Below are 15,088 nucleotides of genomic sequence, written 5' to 3'. Positions count from 1 at the left end.
ACACCGACATGGCCGAGCCCTTTCCGCTGCAGCCCTCGCTCTGGCATGCGACCGCCCCCGCGGCAGCTGAGACGCCGCCGCTCGCGGGCGATGTCCGGGCCGATGTCTGCATCGTCGGCGCTGGCTATGCCGGCCTTTCGACGGCGCTGCATCTCGCGGAAAGCGGCGTCTCGGTCGTCGTGCTGGAAACGCATGAGCCGGGCTGGGGCGCGTCGGGTCGCAATGGCGGGCAGGTCATCCCCGGCATCAAATACGACCCCAGCGAGATCGTCTCCAAATACGGGGCCGAGGCGGGCGAGGCCCTGGTCTCCTTCGTCGGCTCGACGGCCAATCTCGTCTTCGGGCTGATCGAGAAGCACGCCATGGATGTGTCGTATCGCCGCGCCGGCTGGATCCAGGGTGCGCATACGCCGGCCATGGTCGAGACGGTGAAGCGCCGCGCCGAGCAATGGGCTGCGCGCGGCGTATCCGCCCGCTTTCTCGACGCCGATGCCGTCGGTCGTCTGATCGGCACTGATCGCTATCTCGGCGGCTGGCTCGATCCGCGCGGCGGCGGCGTCCAGCCGCTCGCCTATGCCCGCGGCCTTGCCCGGGTGGCGCAGAAGGCTGGCGCCGTGATCCACGGCCAGAGCCCGGTGACGGACTTACGCCGCGATGGCGGCAATTGGGTGGTGCGGACCGCACAGGGCGCGAGCGTGACGGCGCCGCGCGTGGTGATCGCGACCAATGGCTATACCGGCGACCTGATCCCGAAACTGCGCCAGACGGTGATCCGGCCGAACTCCTTCATCGTCGCGACCGAGCCCCTCTCCGACAATCTCGCCGGCACGATCCTGCCCGAGGGCCAAGTCACCTCCGACACCCGCCAGCTCCTGCTCTATTTCCGCAAGGACCACGAAAACCGCCTGCTGATGGGCGGACGCGGCCCCTTCCGCGAGCCGCGCGATGCCGCCGACTGGGCCCATCTCGAGCGTGTCGTCGGCAAGATGTATCCGCAGGCGAAAGGCTTGCGCATCGATTATCGCTGGTGCGGCCGTGTCGCGCTGACCCGAGATTTCCTGCCGCATCTGCACGAGCCGGAGCATGGCCTGCTCGTCGACATCGGCTGCATGGGCCGCGGCATCGGCCTGCAGACGGCGATGGGCAAGGCGATGGCGGAGTATCTGCACAGCGGTGACAGAACACGCCTGCCTTTCCCGGTCGTGCCGATCGCGCCGCTGCCGCTGCACGCGCTGAACGAGCTCTATGTCTCGGCGATCATCGCCTGGTACCGCCTGACCGATGGCGGCATGAAGGACCGCGCCGCTTGACCGGCGCCCGTTCCTGACGCAGGGCGAGGGCATGAGCATCGTCCTCGCCTGCGATCTCGGCGGCACCTCCTTCCGCGCCGCCCTTGTCGATGACACCGGCGCTATCCGCGCCCAGCACGCCATTGCGGGACCGGCGAGCCGCGACGATGCCTCGGGCCGTTCCGAAATCGAGCCGGATGCATGGTGGGACCTGCTGATCGAGGCTTGCTCCGGGCTGGCGGCGGACGCGCCGGCGCTGTTCGAAGCGGTTGAGGCCATCGCGATCTGCGGCGTTACCCGTACCCAGATCTTTCTCAATCGCGATGGCCGGTCCTTGCGCCCTGCCATGACCTGGAAGGACACGCGCTCCGACGCGCTCGCGGCGCGTCTGCGAGATAAGCTCGACCCGGCCCATCAGGAAAGCGCTGCGATCAACGCCTTTCACCCGCTCGCCCGCCTGGCCTGGCTGCGCGAGGAGGAGCCGGAGGCTTTCGGCAAGCTCGCCTGCCTGCTCGAGCCGAAGGATTATCTGAATTTCCGCCTGACTGGCCGGCAGGCCAGCGATCCGGTCTCGATGGCACGGTTGCTGGCAGCGGCGGCTCCGCATGGCCGCCACGATCTGCTGGAGGCGGCCGGCATCCCGGCTGCGATCCTGCCGGGGATGCTGGAGCCATGGGAGCAGGTCGGCCCGATCCAGGTCGATTTGCCCGCTCAGCTCGATCACCTCGCCGGCAAGCCGGTCTTCTGCGCTTCAAATGACACCTGGGCGGCGGTGGTCGGCCTCGGCGCCATGCGCGAGGGTTTCGCCTACAACATCTCCGGCACCACCGAGGTGCTCGGCGTCGTCGGCCGCGAGCCGGCGCGGGCGGAGGGCCTGCTCACCGTCGACTGGCGCGGCCTGTTCCAGCTCGGCGGCCCCAGCCAGACCGGCGCCGACACTGTCTCCTGGCTGCTGGCGCTGCTCGGCCGTGATGGTGCAACGGTAGGGCAGGAGATCGGTGCGCTGCTTGCGGGTCAGCGCCAGCCGCAGCCGCTGCTCTTTCTGCCCTACCTTCAGGGTGAGCGCGTGCCGTATTGGGACCCGTCCTTGCGCGGCGCGCTCATCGGTTTGAACCGCCAGCATGGCCCGACCGATCTCGCCTTCGCCGTGCTGGAAGGCGTCGCCTGCCTCAACCGCATCGTGCTGGAGCGGGCCGAAGCTGCGCTTGGTCGCGCGGCGACCGAAATCCGCTTTGGTGGCGGCGCTGCGGCAAACCCTGTCTGGAGCCAGATCAAGGCCGATCTCTGCGGCCGGCCGGTGGTCGTCGCGGCCTCGAAGGAGCCGGGCCTACTCGGCGCGGCGATCGTCGCCTTCGCAGGCCTTGGCCATTTCGCCTCACTTGCCGAAGCACAGCAGAAGCTCGTCACGGTCGCGCGTCGTTTCGAGCCCGACCCCACTCGCAAGCCGGCCTACGATGCGCTCTTTGCCCTGTTCCGCCAGGCCGAGGACGCGCTGGCGCCGATCTCGCGCGATCTCGTCATCGCTGCGCAGGAGGGAGGGCCGCTCGCCGGTCTCGCGCGCCATGCGTCTGCGACCGCGAGCCTGCACGCCGATTGACGTTGCGGCTGAGGCGCTTGCACCTTACCCAGATGGAACCAATCTCCAGAGAGAGGTCCATGCCGCGTTCCTGCCGCGTCGTCGCGTTTCGTCTCTTCCCAGTCGTTGGCAGGGCCGGTTGATGCCGAAGCCCGTCACCCTGATCACCGGCGCCTCAGGCGGGATCGGCGGCGCGCTTGCGATGACGCTGGCTCCCGGACACCGGCTCGTCCTCTCCGGATTGGAAGCCAGCCCTCTCGTCGAGCTCGCCGATAGGCTTCAGGCCGAAGGCGCCGAGGTTGCTGCCATGACCGGCGATGTCCGCGACCGCGATCTCGCCGGAGCGCTGGTCGAGCTCGCGGTCGAGCGCTTCGGCCGGCTCGACAATCTGGTGACCGGCGCCGGGGCTTCGCGGCCGGTGCCGATGGTCGAGATGGAAGACGATGAGTGGGACAAGCTCGTCGACATCAACCTCTCCGCCGTGTTCCGCGTCTCGAAGGCGGCCGCCCGGCAGATGATCGAACAGGGCGAGGGCGGCGCCATCGTCCACATCTCCTCGATCGCCCATAGCAATGGCGGCGCGAACCTCGCCTATGGCTCGGCCAAGGGCGGCGTCGCGACGCTGACCTACGGCATGGCCCAGCAGCTCGGCCGCCACGGCGTCCGCGTCAACGCGGTCGCGCCGGGGATCATCGACACGCCGATGGTGCGCGGCGGCTTTGCCAAGCAGTTCAACGCATTGGTGGAGGGCGCCTCGCAGCGCACCCCGCTAGGGCGACTTGGCCGGCCCGAGGATGTCGCCGGCGTCATCGCCTTCCTGCTCTCGCCGGCGGCGGCCTTCGTCACCGGCGCGCTGATCCCGGTCACCGGCGGCATCGAGATCCTCTCGCCGATCTCGGCGATCGCCAAGGGAACGGCCTGAATGCGCGAGATCATCGGCCGCTACGGCACCGCACTCGCCGGCCTCGCCCTGATCGTCTTCTTCGTCGCCTTCGCGCCGAACTTCGCCACGACGATGAACATCGTCAACGTGCTGAAGGATACGAGCTTCCTCGCCATCCTGGCGCTCGGCTTCGCGCTTGCCTTCACCGTCGCCGAGCTCGATCTCTCGATCGCCGAGATGGCGAGCCTGTCCGCCGTGGTCTGCGGCTGGCTGGTCCAGCTGCAATATCCGCCGCTGGTCGCGGTCCTGGCTGCCTTGTCGGTCGGCGTGCTGCTCGGCGGGCTCAACGGCTACGGCGTCACCGTGCTGCGCATCCCCTCGCTGATCATGACGCTCGGCACGGCCGCCATCGCCAAGGGCTTCGCCTTCATGATCACCCAGGGTGTCGCCTTCGTCGGCCGCTGGCCGGTGAGCTTCACCGGGCTGGCGCGCGGCTACACCTTCGGCATCCCCAATCTCGTGCTCTGGCTGACGGGCGTCACCCTCTTCGCCTGGGGCCTGGTCAAATGGACCCGCACCGGCGCCCATATGGTCGCGACCGGCGAGGCCGACGAGGCGGCGCGGCTCTCCGGCATCGCCACCGGCAGGATGAAGCGCATCGGCCTGCTGTTGTCGGGCCTCCTCGCTGCGATCACCGCCGTGCTGCTTGCCGCCAACCTGTCTTCGGCTGCGCCGAACATGGCGGGCGACTACCTGCTCTACGCCATTGCCGCCGTGCTGCTCGGCATGACCATGTTCGAGCCGGGCAAGCCCAACGTGCCCGGCACCGTCTTCGCAGCACTGGTGCTCAAGGTGCTCGGCAACGGCTTGGTGCTGCTCGGCGCGCCCTATTACGTTCAGGATATCGTTCTCGGCGTCATCATCATCGGCTCGGTCGCCTTCTCGGCCAGTGCGATGAAGAAGGCGGCGTTCAAGGTCTAAAAGCTCACAATACAACGAGGGGAGAGGTCGTCATGGTCGGTTTGAGGAAGGTTCTGCTGGCGGCTGCTGCCGTCGTCGCGATGGCTCAGGGCGCGCAGGCCTTCGAGCTCGGCGTCATCGGCTTCCAGTTCTCATCGGAGACGCATGCCCGCGTCGCCAATGCCGCGGCTGCCGCGGCCAAGGCCAAGGGCTGGAACGTCACGCTGCTGAACTCGGAGGGCGCGCTGCCCAAGCATGCCGAGCAGTTCGACGCGCTGATCGCCAAGAAGGTCGACGCGATCATCATCGCCATGGGCAAGCCGGTCGAGGCCGACGCCCAGTTCAAGGCGGCCAAGGATGCCAAGATCCCGGTGATCACCGTGCAGTCGGGCTCGAGCCCGCATGCGCTCTTCGACATCCAGACCAACGAATACAAGGTCGGCGCCGAGGCTGCGCTCTATCTGCTCGGCCAGCTCGGCTATCAGGGCAACATCGTCACCGCCCGCTTCGACCTCAACGTCGCCTCGCGCATTCGCGGCAAGCTGCTCGACAACGTGCTCTCCGAAAACCAGGCGGTGAAGGAGCTCGGCAAGTTCTCGATGGCCCGTACCCAGAGCTGGCGCGACGATGTCCGCGCCGGCATGCAGGCGCTGCTGCTGCAGAACCAGGGCAAGATCAACGGCATCTGGGCCTCGTTCGACGGTCAGGCCTACATCATCGACGACCTCCTGCAGGCGCAGGGTGTGAAGAAGGGCCAGATCCCGCTGGTCTCGGTCGATGGCGGCAAGGAGACCTATGCCCGCATCGCCGACCCCGCCTCGACCTTCATGGCGACCGTCTCGATCCCATTCGAGGAAATGGGCAAGCAGGCGGTCGACGCCATCCAGGCGATCGTCGTCGAGAAGAAGCCGAAAGAGACCATCGCCGCTGGTCCCTATCTCTTCACCGACGCCGTGCTGGTCGACAAGAACAATGTCCAGCAGTTCCTGAAGTGAGCCTGGTGACCGCCACACCCATCCTCTCCCTCCGCGGCATCGGCAAGAGCTACGGCCCGGTTGTGGCGGTACGCGAGGTCGACCTCGACATCTTTGCCGGCGAGGTCGTCGCCATCTGCGGCGACAACGGCGCCGGCAAGTCGAGCCTGATCAAGGTGGTGTCCGGCGCCGAGGAAGCGACCTCGGGCACTGTTCACATGCGTGGCAAGGAGGTCGTCTTCGCCTCGCCGCATGATGCGCTGAGCCATGGCGTCGCGACGATCTACCAGGATCTTGCGCTCGCCCCGCGTCTCTCGATCGCTCAGAACGTCTTCATGGGCTCGGAATTGACGAGGCCCGTGCTGCTGCCCTTCCTGCGCGTGCTCGACAAGAAGAGGATGGCGCAGGAGGCGCGGGGCTTCCTCAAGCAGCTCTCGGTCACGGTCGAGGACATGGATCGCCCGGTCGAACGCCTCTCGGGCGGCCAGCGTCAGGCGGTCGCGATCTCGCGTGCCCTGCGCTGGAAGGCCGAGATCATCATCATGGACGAGCCGACGGCCGCGCTCGGCGTCAAGGAAACCGCGCTCGTCCTCGACCTGATCCGCAAGCTCAAGGCCGACGGCAGAACGGTGCTGCTGATCAGCCACAACATGCGCGACGTGGTCGCGCTCGCCGACCGGGTGGTGATCATGGGCGCCGGCCGAAAGTACGTCGACCAGCCGCTCGGCGATCTCACCGCCGACGATCTCAGCCATATGATCATGGCCGGCAACGCGAAAGCTGCGTGAGATGGCGCGCGAGACCATCGTCATCGATACCGATCCCGGCCAGGACGATGCCGTTGCCCTGCTGCTCGCCTTCGCCAGCCCGGAGCTCGACCTCAGGGCGATCACGACCGTCGCCGGCAATGTCCCGCTTGCGCTGACCACCGCGAACGCGCTGCGCATCCGCGAACTCGCCGGCCGGGAGGACGTGCCGGTCCATGCCGGCGCCGACCGGCCGCTGCTCTTCCCGCTCTCGACCGCCGAATTCGTCTGCGGACCTGATGGCCTCGCCGGCGCCGATCTGCCGCCGGCCCGTGGCAAGGCTAACCCAAGCCATGCCGTCGAAGCTCTGATCGCAACCCTACGTGCCGCGCCGGACGACAGTGTCACGCTCTGCCCGCTCGGGCCGCTGACCAACCTCGCTCTGGCCTTTCGGCTGGCGCCGGACACACTGCCCAAGGTCAAGCGCATCGTGCTGATGGGCGGGGCGCTGGCGCTCGGCAACATCACCCCGGCGGCCGAGTTCAACGTCCATGTCGACCCGCACGCAGCGGCGATCGTCTTCGCTTGCGGCCGGCCGATCGTGATGTTCGGCCTCGGCGTCACCCATCAGGCGATCGCCTCGCACGAACAGGTCGCCCGCCTTCTCGCCTTCGGCAACGCGACGGGCAAGGCGGTGCATGGCATGCTGACGCGTCCGCGGCCCGGCGGGCTCGGCACTGCCGGCCATCCGATGCACGACCCTTGCGTGATCGCATGGTTGCTCTGGCCGGAACTCTTTTCGGGGCGCGACTGTTTTGTCGAGGTCGAGACCGGTGACGGCCCCTTGCGGGGCCGCACCACCATCGACTGGAACGGCCGGCTCAAGCGGCAGGCCAATGCCCATGTCGTCGCGAGCGTCGAGGCGGAGGCGCTGTTCCAGCGCCTGTTTGACCGGCTCGCGACGTTGCCCTGAGCGGAGAAAGAAATGGCCCATTTCGTCGAGGAGCTGCAGCTCGAAGCCGAGCGCGCGATTCTGGCGATGCAGACGGCCGCGCTCGCCGCCCGCCAGCTCCACGCTCGCGCCGAACTGATGCGCCATATGCTGACCACAGCCCGCAAGGTCGCCGGCAAGCCGAAGGCCGAGGCGGTCCAGACGGTGGTGCGCGAATGGATGGACGCCTGGAATCTCGGGCGTGACGAGTGGCCCCATATCGCCCGCGAGATGGAGGGCTTCACCGCCGCCTTCCATGATTATGCGAATGAGCCCGGTGAGGGGAACGACGCCTCGCTGCGCAAGGCCTGCGACGCGCTCGACGCGGCCCTTGCCCGGGAGAACACTTCGATCAGCGATCAGATGGCCTTCCGCTCGCAATGCGCCCATCGCTGGTGGGAGCTGGTCGTGCCGGTGCCGTCGGACCTGCCGGACGCGAAGCCGCGCCCCTCGGTGCCGGCGCTCGATGGGCAGGCGCCATTCTGGCAATCCGGCTGCGCCGAATTCTGTCGCTGAGGGCCGGCCGATGATGTCGACCCAATTGACGCTCCGCCCTGCCGGGCCCTCCGATGCCGACGCCTGCCAAAGGCTTTCGGCGGCGATTGGCTGGCCGCATCGGCGCGAAGATTGGGAGTTTGCGCTCGCACTCGGTCGGGGTTTCGTCCTGCCGAACGGGGACGAGATTGTCGGTGTCGGGCTCTGGTGGGGTTTTGGCGCGACCCACGCCACGCTCGGTACGATCATCGTCGCGCCCGACCGGCAGGGGCAGGGCATCGGCAAGTTGCTGACCGAGCAACTGATCGCGGCGACGGAGGGCAGGACGCTCGGGCTCGTCGCTACGCCGCAGGGCGAGCCGCTCTACGCCCGGTACGGGTTCATCGCCATCGACGAAGTTCGCCAGCACCAGGGCGATTGGCCGGAGCTGGCAGCGCCCGTCCTTGCCGCAACCGAGAGCATGCGCCCGGCCATCGCCGCCGATTTGCCGCTATTGGCGCAGCTCGACGGCGAGGCGACGGGCCTGCCGCGTGCGCCCGTCCTCGAAGCGCTGCTCGCCAGAGGCCATGCGATCCTGATCGAGCGCGACGGTGCGCCGGCCGGCTTCGGCTTCCTGCGCCGGCATGGCCGTGGCTGGCTGATTGGCCCGGTCGCAGCCGTTGACGATGCCGCCGCCTGCAATCTGATCGCCGCGCTCCTCGCCGCCCGCCGCGGCGACTTCGTCCGCATCGACGTGCCCGCCCGCACCGGCCTCGGCGCCTGGTTGAGCGAACGCGGCTTGCCGCTCGTCGCCTCCAGCGTGGTGATGGAGCGTGGTGCTGCGCCGGCCGCACCCGGGCCGATGCATCGTTTCGTCCTGGTCAACCAGGCAATGGGCTGAACCTTCCCTAGCGAATGGCGGGGTTGCCGAAGCGGCGCTGGCGGTTCCGCTCCGCGTCGCGCAAGATCGTTCCTGAAACGATTTAAGTCTGCATCCGACGGGAGGAATGATGCTCGAAGATCTGAAGGGGCTGCGCGCCCTGGTCACCGGCTCCAGCACCGGCATCGGCGCCGCTGTGGCCAAGGCTTATGCGGCGAACGGCATGCGCGTCGTGGTGCATTACAAGTCGAGCGAGGCTGAAGCGAACGCCGTGGCCGCCGATATCAAGGCTGCCGGCGGCGAAGCGCATGTGCTGCAGGCCGATGTCGCCGACAGCGCCCAGGCCGTTGATCTCGTCAACAAGGCGGCCGACAAGCTCGGCGGGCTCGATGTCCTCGTCAACAATGCCGGCGCGCTGGTGAAGCGCACGCCGATCGCCGAGATCGAGGACGAGTTCTTCGACAGCGTCGTCGATCTCAACGTCCGCTCAGTGGTTATGGCGAGCAAGGCGGCGCTGCCCTACCTCAAGAAATCCGGCAGCAAGGCGAGCGTCATCAATCTGAGCTCGATCGCGGCGCGCAATGGCGGCGGCCCTGGCTCCTCGCTCTATGCCAGCTCAAAAGCCTTCGTGCTCAATTTGACCCGCGGCATGGCCAAGGAGTTCGTGCCCTTCGGCATCCGCGTCAACGGTGTCTCGCCAGGCGTGATCATGACGCCGTTCCACGAGCGCTATTCGACGGCCGAGCAGATCGAGGCGATGCGCAAGACCGTGCCGATGGAGCGCGTCGGCACACCACAGGACAATGTCGGCGTCTTCCTATTCCTCGCTAGCCCCGCAATGAGCGGCTACATCACCGGCCAGACCATCGAGGTGAATGGCGGCCAGTACATGGTCTGATCGTCACTGTGGCTTCGGTGTCCTTGACGGGTGTCGCTGCTGCCGAGCATGGTCCGGGCTGCAAGCGGGACCTTGGATAGTCAGTGATGCCGATCAGCTGCAAAGACCTGCCGACGCCGGCCGTCAGACGGGTCTTCGTGTCTGCGGCCGTGGCGGTTTTCCTCGCCGGCTGCGCCGGCGACGTGAAGGGCGTGCTGACACCCGTCACCAGCACAGTGCCGGGCACCAGCAAGGTCACCATGCTGGTGGCAACCACGCGGGCTGCCGATCCGGATGCCGGCGTGCTGTACTCCGGCGAGCGCGGCAAGCCGTCCTTTGTCGAGATGACGATCTCGCTGCCGCCCGATGCGCGCCGCAAGATCGGCGAGGTGCAGTGGCCGAGCCGGCTGCCAGGCAATCCCGAGACCGATTTCGTCACGCTCAAGGTCGACAAGCTCGATGCCCGGACGGGTCTGGCGCGCCTGCATGAGCGCGTATCACGGGTGCCGAAGCGCCGGGTCATGGTCTTCGTGCACGGCTTCAACAACCGCTTCGAGGACGCGGTCTACCGCTTTGCCCAGATCGTCCACGATTCCGATGCCGATGTCGTGCCGGTGCTCTTCACCTGGCCGTCGCGCGGCTCGCTTTTCGCCTATGGCTATGATCGCGAGAGCGCGACCTATTCGCGCAACGCGCTGGAGAGCCTACTGCAGGCGCTGGCGCGCGATCCCGCCGTCGGTGAGGTCTCGCTGCTGGCCCACTCGATGGGTAACTGGGTCGCGCTCGAGTCATTGACCCAGATGGCGGTGCGCAATCGCGGCATTCCGCCAAAGATCGCCAATGTCATGCTCGCTTCGCCCGATGTCGACGCCGACGTCTTCCGCACCCAGATCGCGGAGATGACGGGACGGCGCCCGAAATTCACCCTCTTCGTCTCCCAGGACGACCGCGCGCTGGCGATCTCGCGCCGGGTCTGGGGCGGCAAGGACCGCCTCGGTGCTGTCGACCCTGATATCGAGCCCTATAAGAGCGAGTTCGAGACGGACAAGATCACGGTCCTCAATCTCACCAAGCTGCGCACTGGCGACAAGCTCAATCACGGCAAGTTCGCCGAGAGCCCGGAGGTGGTGAAGCTGATCGGCACGCGCCTCGTCGACGGCCAGCCGATCACCGATTCCCGCGTCGGCCTCGGCGAGCGCCTGATCGAGGTGACCGGCAGCGCTGCGGCCGCGGTCGGCACTGCCGCCGGCATTGTGGTCACCGCCCCGATCGCGGTGGTCGACCCGCAGGTACGCCGCCACCTTGGCGACCGGGTCGAGCATCTCGGCAACAACATTCAGGACACCGGTGCGGCAGTTGGCGACACTGTCACGACGCCGTTCCAGACCCCGGGCAGACAGCCCTGATCGATCGCCTCAGCGGCTGAAGCGGATCGGCACCGAAAGCGAGATCGCTCCGCCGCCGCCGACACCCGCCGGCGGCGCCGGGACGGGGCTGGCGCGGCGGATCATCGCCGCCGCCTCGGCGTCCAGTGCGGAATCGCCCGACGAGCCGACGACACGCGAGGACAGCACATTGCCGCTGCGGTCGATCGCGAACGCGACCTGGACCGTGCCGGGGCTCGCGCCGCCAGGGAAGCGCTTGTAGCGGTTGAGATGGGCGATCAATGAGCCGCGCCAGGAGGCGGTCGAGACCGTGGGTTGGCTGGCCGTGCCCTGCGCCGCGCTGGTCGGCGCCGAGGCGCGCTGCTCGGATGGCTTGGGCGCCACGGCCTCCGGCGCCCGCCGCTCGACCGGCTTGCGTTCTACGACCTTGGGCTTCGGCTTGGGCTTTTCCTTTTTCTCGACGACCTTTGGCGGCGGCTTCTTCTCTACCGGCTTCAGCTCTGGCGGAGGCGGCAGCAGTACGGCGTCGAGCGTCGGAATCTGCGGCAGCTCGGGCAGCTTGACCTCGGGCTGATCGACCGGGATCGGCTCCGGAACGGGCTCCGGCTCCGGTTCGGGCGGCGGTGTCTCCTTGACCGGCTCAGGCGGTGGCGGCTCCGGCGCTGCCCGCTCCGGTGCGACCGGCAGCTCCTCCGGCGGCGCCTCGGGCGCGACCGACAAGGCCGCGAGCTCGATCATGACCGCGGGCTCCGGAGCGCCTGCTGCGGCCTCCGTCGGGCGCCAGTGCACGCCGACCCAGGCTAGCCCGCCATGGAGGGTGGCGACGGTGAGTGCGGCCGCCCCCCAGCGCAATGCGGCGAGCCAGCGGCGGTCGGGTGCGGGGGCGATCATGGCTTGCCCGCTCCCTGTGCCGCGCCCTGGCCGGTATCCTCGAGCCCGACCAGCGCGATCTTGAGATAGCCGGCCTGGCGCAGCTTGTTCATCACCTCCATCAGCTCGCGATAGGCTATTGCCCCGTCGGCGCGCAGGAAGACGCGCTGCTCGCGATCGTTGCTGGTCTGCCGGTCGAGCACGAGTTGCAGTTGCTCGCGCGGCACCGTGTCGTTGCCGAGCGCGAGCGAAAGGTCCTGCTTCACGGTCAGGAACACCGGTTTGTCGGGGCGCGGCTGTGTCTGCGCGTTCGAGACCGGCAGGTCGACCGCGACGTCGACCGTCGAGAGTGGCGCCGCGACCATGAAGATGATCAGCAGCACCAGGATCACGTCGATGAATGGCGTGACATTGATCTCGCTGAGCTCACCGAGATCGCCGTCCTGCGGCTCCTTGAGCGAGACGGCCATGGCTCACTCCGCCGGAACGCGCGGCATGGCCGCAGGTTGAGTGGGCACCGCATGCAGATTGGCGCGGACCTGCTGCGCCGCCTGACGTCGCGCCCGCTCGAGATCGCGCGAGAGATGGCGCAGCACTTCGCCCGAAGCGTCCGAGAGCGTAGCGCGGTAGCCGGCGATGGCGCGGGCGAAGACGTTGTAGATGATCACCGCCGGAATCGCGGCGACGAGGCCGATCGCGGTTGCCAGCAGCGCCTCGGCGATGCCCGGCGCAACCACGGCGAGATTGGTGGTCTTCGACTGGCTGATGCCGATGAACGAGTTCATGATGCCCCAGACCGTGCCGAACAGGCCGACGAAGGGCGCTGTCGAGCCGATGGTGGCGAGCAGACCGGTGCCGCGCGCCATCGATCGGCCTGCACGCGCCTCGATCCGCGACAGCGCGATTGCGGCGCGTTCCTTGATGCCGTCCTCGCCGAGATCGGCTGAGCGCTCGCGCTCGCCCTGGGCTGCCCCGACCAGTTCCGCGACCGTGCCACGCGCCTGGCCCTTGCGGCCGGCGATGACCTGCGCGGCCTCGTCGAGGTTTTCCGCTTCCACCAGCCGGCGCACGGCTCGCTGCGCCCGTGTCTTGGCGGCGGCGAGTTCGAGCGCCTTGGCGAGCCAGATCGTCCAGGTCACCAACGAGGCGAAGGCGAGGCCGAGCATCACCGCCTTCACGACGATGTCGGCGGCCATGAACATGCCCCAGGGCGACAGGTCGTGCGGCAGCGTGGCCTGCCCAGCGACAGGCGCGGGGGACGCGGAAGGAGCGGTTGCAGGCACAGAGGTCTGCGGGGCGCCGCCGGGAGTGGCGACCGGGACGGCTTGGCTCGGCGTTGCAGCGGTGTTCGGAGCAACAGGTGCGGCTTGGCCAGCTGGCGCGGTCGCTGCCGGTGCGGGGTTCTGGGCCGTCTCGGCCGGGGCGGTCTGGGCGAGGGCGACGAAGCCCGCCATGGGCGTGGCGACAATGGCCGTCGCGAGCAGGACTGTGCCGATCAAACGCTGCATCGAATTGGGTCCGTGGTCTTGCGGCGCCCGCCTTGGCGGGAGCGCGTTCAAAACGAAGCCACGTTCGTTGAGGCGGCTCCGGGCGATCGCGAGCCAGTGCCGGTCGAGGACATCAACCTCGCGATCGTCTCCAGCAGTTAACCCAGAGCGAATTGGTTAGCAAATACAATAGTTTACATGTATTCTAAACTAAGGCACCCGATGCTCTGGGTTCGGAACAGTTCAACTATTCCGATTGCTTCGCCCGCGCACTCGCCTGCTTCACCTTTGCGCGAGGACCGCGCCGGGATTGAGAATGCCGAGGGGGTCGAAGGCCTGCTTGACCGCCCGCATCAGCTCCAGCGCCTCGGGCTGCGCCTGCCGTATCAGTGCGCCGGTCAGGCTGCGGCCGATGCCGTGCTCGGCGGTGATGCTGCCACCAAAATCGCTGGTGATCGCGAAGACCTCTGCGTTCACGGCATCGCCGAGATACGCGCTTCGCTCCGCCGGAGTCTCCTGTGGGAAGAGCAGGATGACGTGGATGTTGCCGTCGCCGACATGGCCGACGAAAAGCGGCCTAGCCTCCGGGAAGCGCACGGCTGTCATCGCCTCGACCGCTGTGATGAAGGCCGGCACGTCGGCTACCGCGACGCTGGTGTCGTGCGAGACGATCGGGCCGGCGCGGCGGTTCGCCTCCGCCACGGCAAAGCGCAGATTCCAGATCGCCTTGGCCTGCGCCTCGCTCTGGGCGATGGCCGCGTCCTGCAACAGGCCCTGCCCGAGCGCGGTGGCGAGTGCCTCGGTCAGCAACTCGCCAACCCGTCCGGACGGATCGCTGTCGGCGAGCTCGATGAAGACATACCAGCGGTGCCGCCGTTCGAGGGGAAGGGCGGTGCCGGGCATGAGATCGAGCGTGAGACCCATCTCGGCGTCGCACATCAGTTCGAAGCTGGAGATGCGTTCGCCAGCCGCCTGTCGCAGTAGGGCGAGGAGTTGCAGCGCGTCCGATGGGCTCTCGAAGCCGCACAGCGCCGTTGCGCTGATACGCGGCCTTGGAAACAGCCGGAAGGTCGCCGCCGTCACGACCGCCAGCGTGCCTTCCGAGCCGATCACGAGGTCCTTCAGTGCATAGCCGGCATTGTCCTTGCGCAGCGGCTTCAGGCCATGGATCACCGCGCCGTCGGCGCGGACATATTCGAGGCCGAGCGCGAGATCGCGCACCGTGCCGTAGCGGATGACGTTGATGCCGCCGGCATTGGTCGCAACCACCCCGCCGATCTGGCAGGAGCCCTCGCTGCCGAGGCTGAGCGGGAACAGCCGGTCATTGGCTGCGGCGGTTTGCTGGACATCGGCGAGAATGCAGCCGGCTTCAGCAGTCAGTGTATCGCCTGCGCTGTCGACCGCGCGGATCTTGTTCAAGCGGGCCAGCGAGAGCACGACCGCTTCGCCCGAGCCGTCCGGCGTCGCCCCACCCGACAGGCCGGTATTTCCGCCTTGCGGCACGACCGGAGTGCGCGTCGCGCTCGCCCAGCACAGGATGGTCGAGACTTCTTCGACGCTGCGTGGACGTAGCAGCGCGAGTGCCGTGCCGTGATGCTGGCCGCGCCAGTCGGCGAGGTGCGGTGCCAGCGCCTGCGGATCGGTGACGATGGCGGCCGGATCGAGCATGGCGGCAAGCGCATCGAGCGAACTCATC

At 68.0% G+C, this 15,088-nt stretch carries 15 protein-coding genes; 11 read left to right on the top strand and 4 right to left on the bottom strand.

What is annotated here, in order from left to right; all coding sequences use genetic code 11:
- Positions 1-8 precede the first annotated feature (8 nt).
- The 11 genes from BLM15_RS18735 (at position 9) to BLM15_RS18690 (ending at position 11,056) form a co-directional block, all read left to right on the top strand.
- A complete protein-coding gene (locus tag BLM15_RS18735) occupies positions 9-1,310 on the top strand; it encodes an NAD(P)/FAD-dependent oxidoreductase (protein ID WP_126114169.1) in 1,302 nt (433 codons plus the stop codon).
- Positions 1,311-1,341: 31 nt separating this feature from the next.
- A complete protein-coding gene (locus BLM15_RS18730) occupies positions 1,342-2,886 on the top strand; it encodes a xylulokinase (RefSeq protein WP_126114168.1) in 1,545 nt (514 codons plus the stop codon).
- A 121-nt stretch (positions 2,887-3,007) separates the two neighbouring features.
- The gene (locus BLM15_RS18725; protein WP_164547574.1) at positions 3,008-3,787 is read left to right on the top strand and encodes an SDR family NAD(P)-dependent oxidoreductase; all 780 of its coding nucleotides are present in this window, start codon (positions 3,008-3,010) and stop codon (positions 3,785-3,787) included.
- Positions 3,788-4,729 (top strand): ABC transporter permease, encoded by a 942-nt coding sequence (locus BLM15_RS18720; RefSeq protein ID WP_126114166.1) that lies wholly within the window; start codon positions 3,788-3,790, stop codon positions 4,727-4,729. It begins immediately after the preceding gene.
- Between the two features lie 32 nt (positions 4,730-4,761).
- Positions 4,762-5,703 carry a sugar ABC transporter substrate-binding protein gene (locus BLM15_RS18715; protein WP_126114165.1) on the top strand — a complete coding sequence of 314 codons (942 nt, stop codon included), beginning with the start codon at positions 4,762-4,764 and terminating at the stop codon, positions 5,701-5,703.
- A gap of 5 nt (positions 5,704-5,708) precedes the next feature.
- On the top strand, positions 5,709-6,470 hold the full coding sequence (locus BLM15_RS18710) for an ATP-binding cassette domain-containing protein (RefSeq protein ID WP_164547573.1): 762 nt from the start codon (positions 5,709-5,711) through the stop codon (positions 6,468-6,470).
- Between the two features lies 1 nt (position 6,471).
- Positions 6,472-7,401, top strand: a complete 930-nt coding sequence (locus tag BLM15_RS18705; RefSeq protein ID WP_126114163.1) for a nucleoside hydrolase — start codon at positions 6,472-6,474, stop codon at positions 7,399-7,401.
- A 12-nt stretch (positions 7,402-7,413) separates the two neighbouring features.
- Positions 7,414-7,935, top strand: coding sequence for a hypothetical protein (locus BLM15_RS31415; protein ID WP_164547572.1), 522 nt, complete (start codon positions 7,414-7,416; stop codon positions 7,933-7,935).
- Between the two features lie 10 nt (positions 7,936-7,945).
- Entirely contained in the window at positions 7,946-8,794 is an 849-nt protein-coding gene (locus BLM15_RS18700) for a GNAT family N-acetyltransferase (RefSeq protein ID WP_206438540.1), read from the top strand.
- A 109-nt stretch (positions 8,795-8,903) separates the two neighbouring features.
- A complete protein-coding gene (locus BLM15_RS18695) occupies positions 8,904-9,671 on the top strand; it encodes an SDR family NAD(P)-dependent oxidoreductase (RefSeq protein ID WP_126114161.1) in 768 nt (255 codons plus the stop codon).
- 86 nt (positions 9,672-9,757) lie between these two features.
- Positions 9,758-11,056 carry an alpha/beta hydrolase gene (locus BLM15_RS18690; protein WP_126114160.1) on the top strand — a complete coding sequence of 433 codons (1,299 nt, stop codon included), beginning with the start codon at positions 9,758-9,760 and terminating at the stop codon, positions 11,054-11,056.
- Positions 11,057-11,065: 9 nt separating this feature from the next.
- On the opposite strand, the gene BLM15_RS18685 is transcribed toward BLM15_RS18690, so the two are convergent.
- From BLM15_RS18685 to BLM15_RS18670, 4 genes are all read right to left on the bottom strand, one after another.
- A complete protein-coding gene (locus BLM15_RS18685; RefSeq protein WP_126114159.1) occupies positions 11,066-11,926 on the bottom strand; it encodes a TonB family protein in 861 nt (286 codons plus the stop codon).
- Entirely contained in the window at positions 11,923-12,375 is a 453-nt protein-coding gene (gene exbD, locus BLM15_RS18680) for a TonB system transport protein ExbD (RefSeq protein WP_126114158.1), read from the bottom strand. Before exbD ends, BLM15_RS18685 begins: the two co-directional genes overlap by 4 nt.
- A gap of 3 nt (positions 12,376-12,378) precedes the next feature.
- Positions 12,379-13,413, bottom strand: coding sequence for a tonB-system energizer ExbB (gene exbB, locus BLM15_RS18675; protein WP_126114157.1), 1,035 nt, complete (start codon positions 13,411-13,413; stop codon positions 12,379-12,381).
- Positions 13,414-13,674: 261 nt separating this feature from the next.
- Complete coding sequence (locus BLM15_RS18670; RefSeq protein ID WP_164547570.1) at positions 13,675-15,087, bottom strand: FAD-binding oxidoreductase; 1,413 nt, start codon at positions 15,085-15,087, stop codon at positions 13,675-13,677.
- Position 15,088 lies beyond the last annotated feature (1 nt).

It is taken from the genome of Bosea sp. Tri-49 (assembly GCF_003952665.1).
Classification (GTDB): Bacteria; Pseudomonadota; Alphaproteobacteria; order Rhizobiales; family Beijerinckiaceae; genus Allobosea.
Note: the sequence above shows the minus strand (reverse complement) of the source record. Positions and strands in the feature narration are given on the sequence as shown.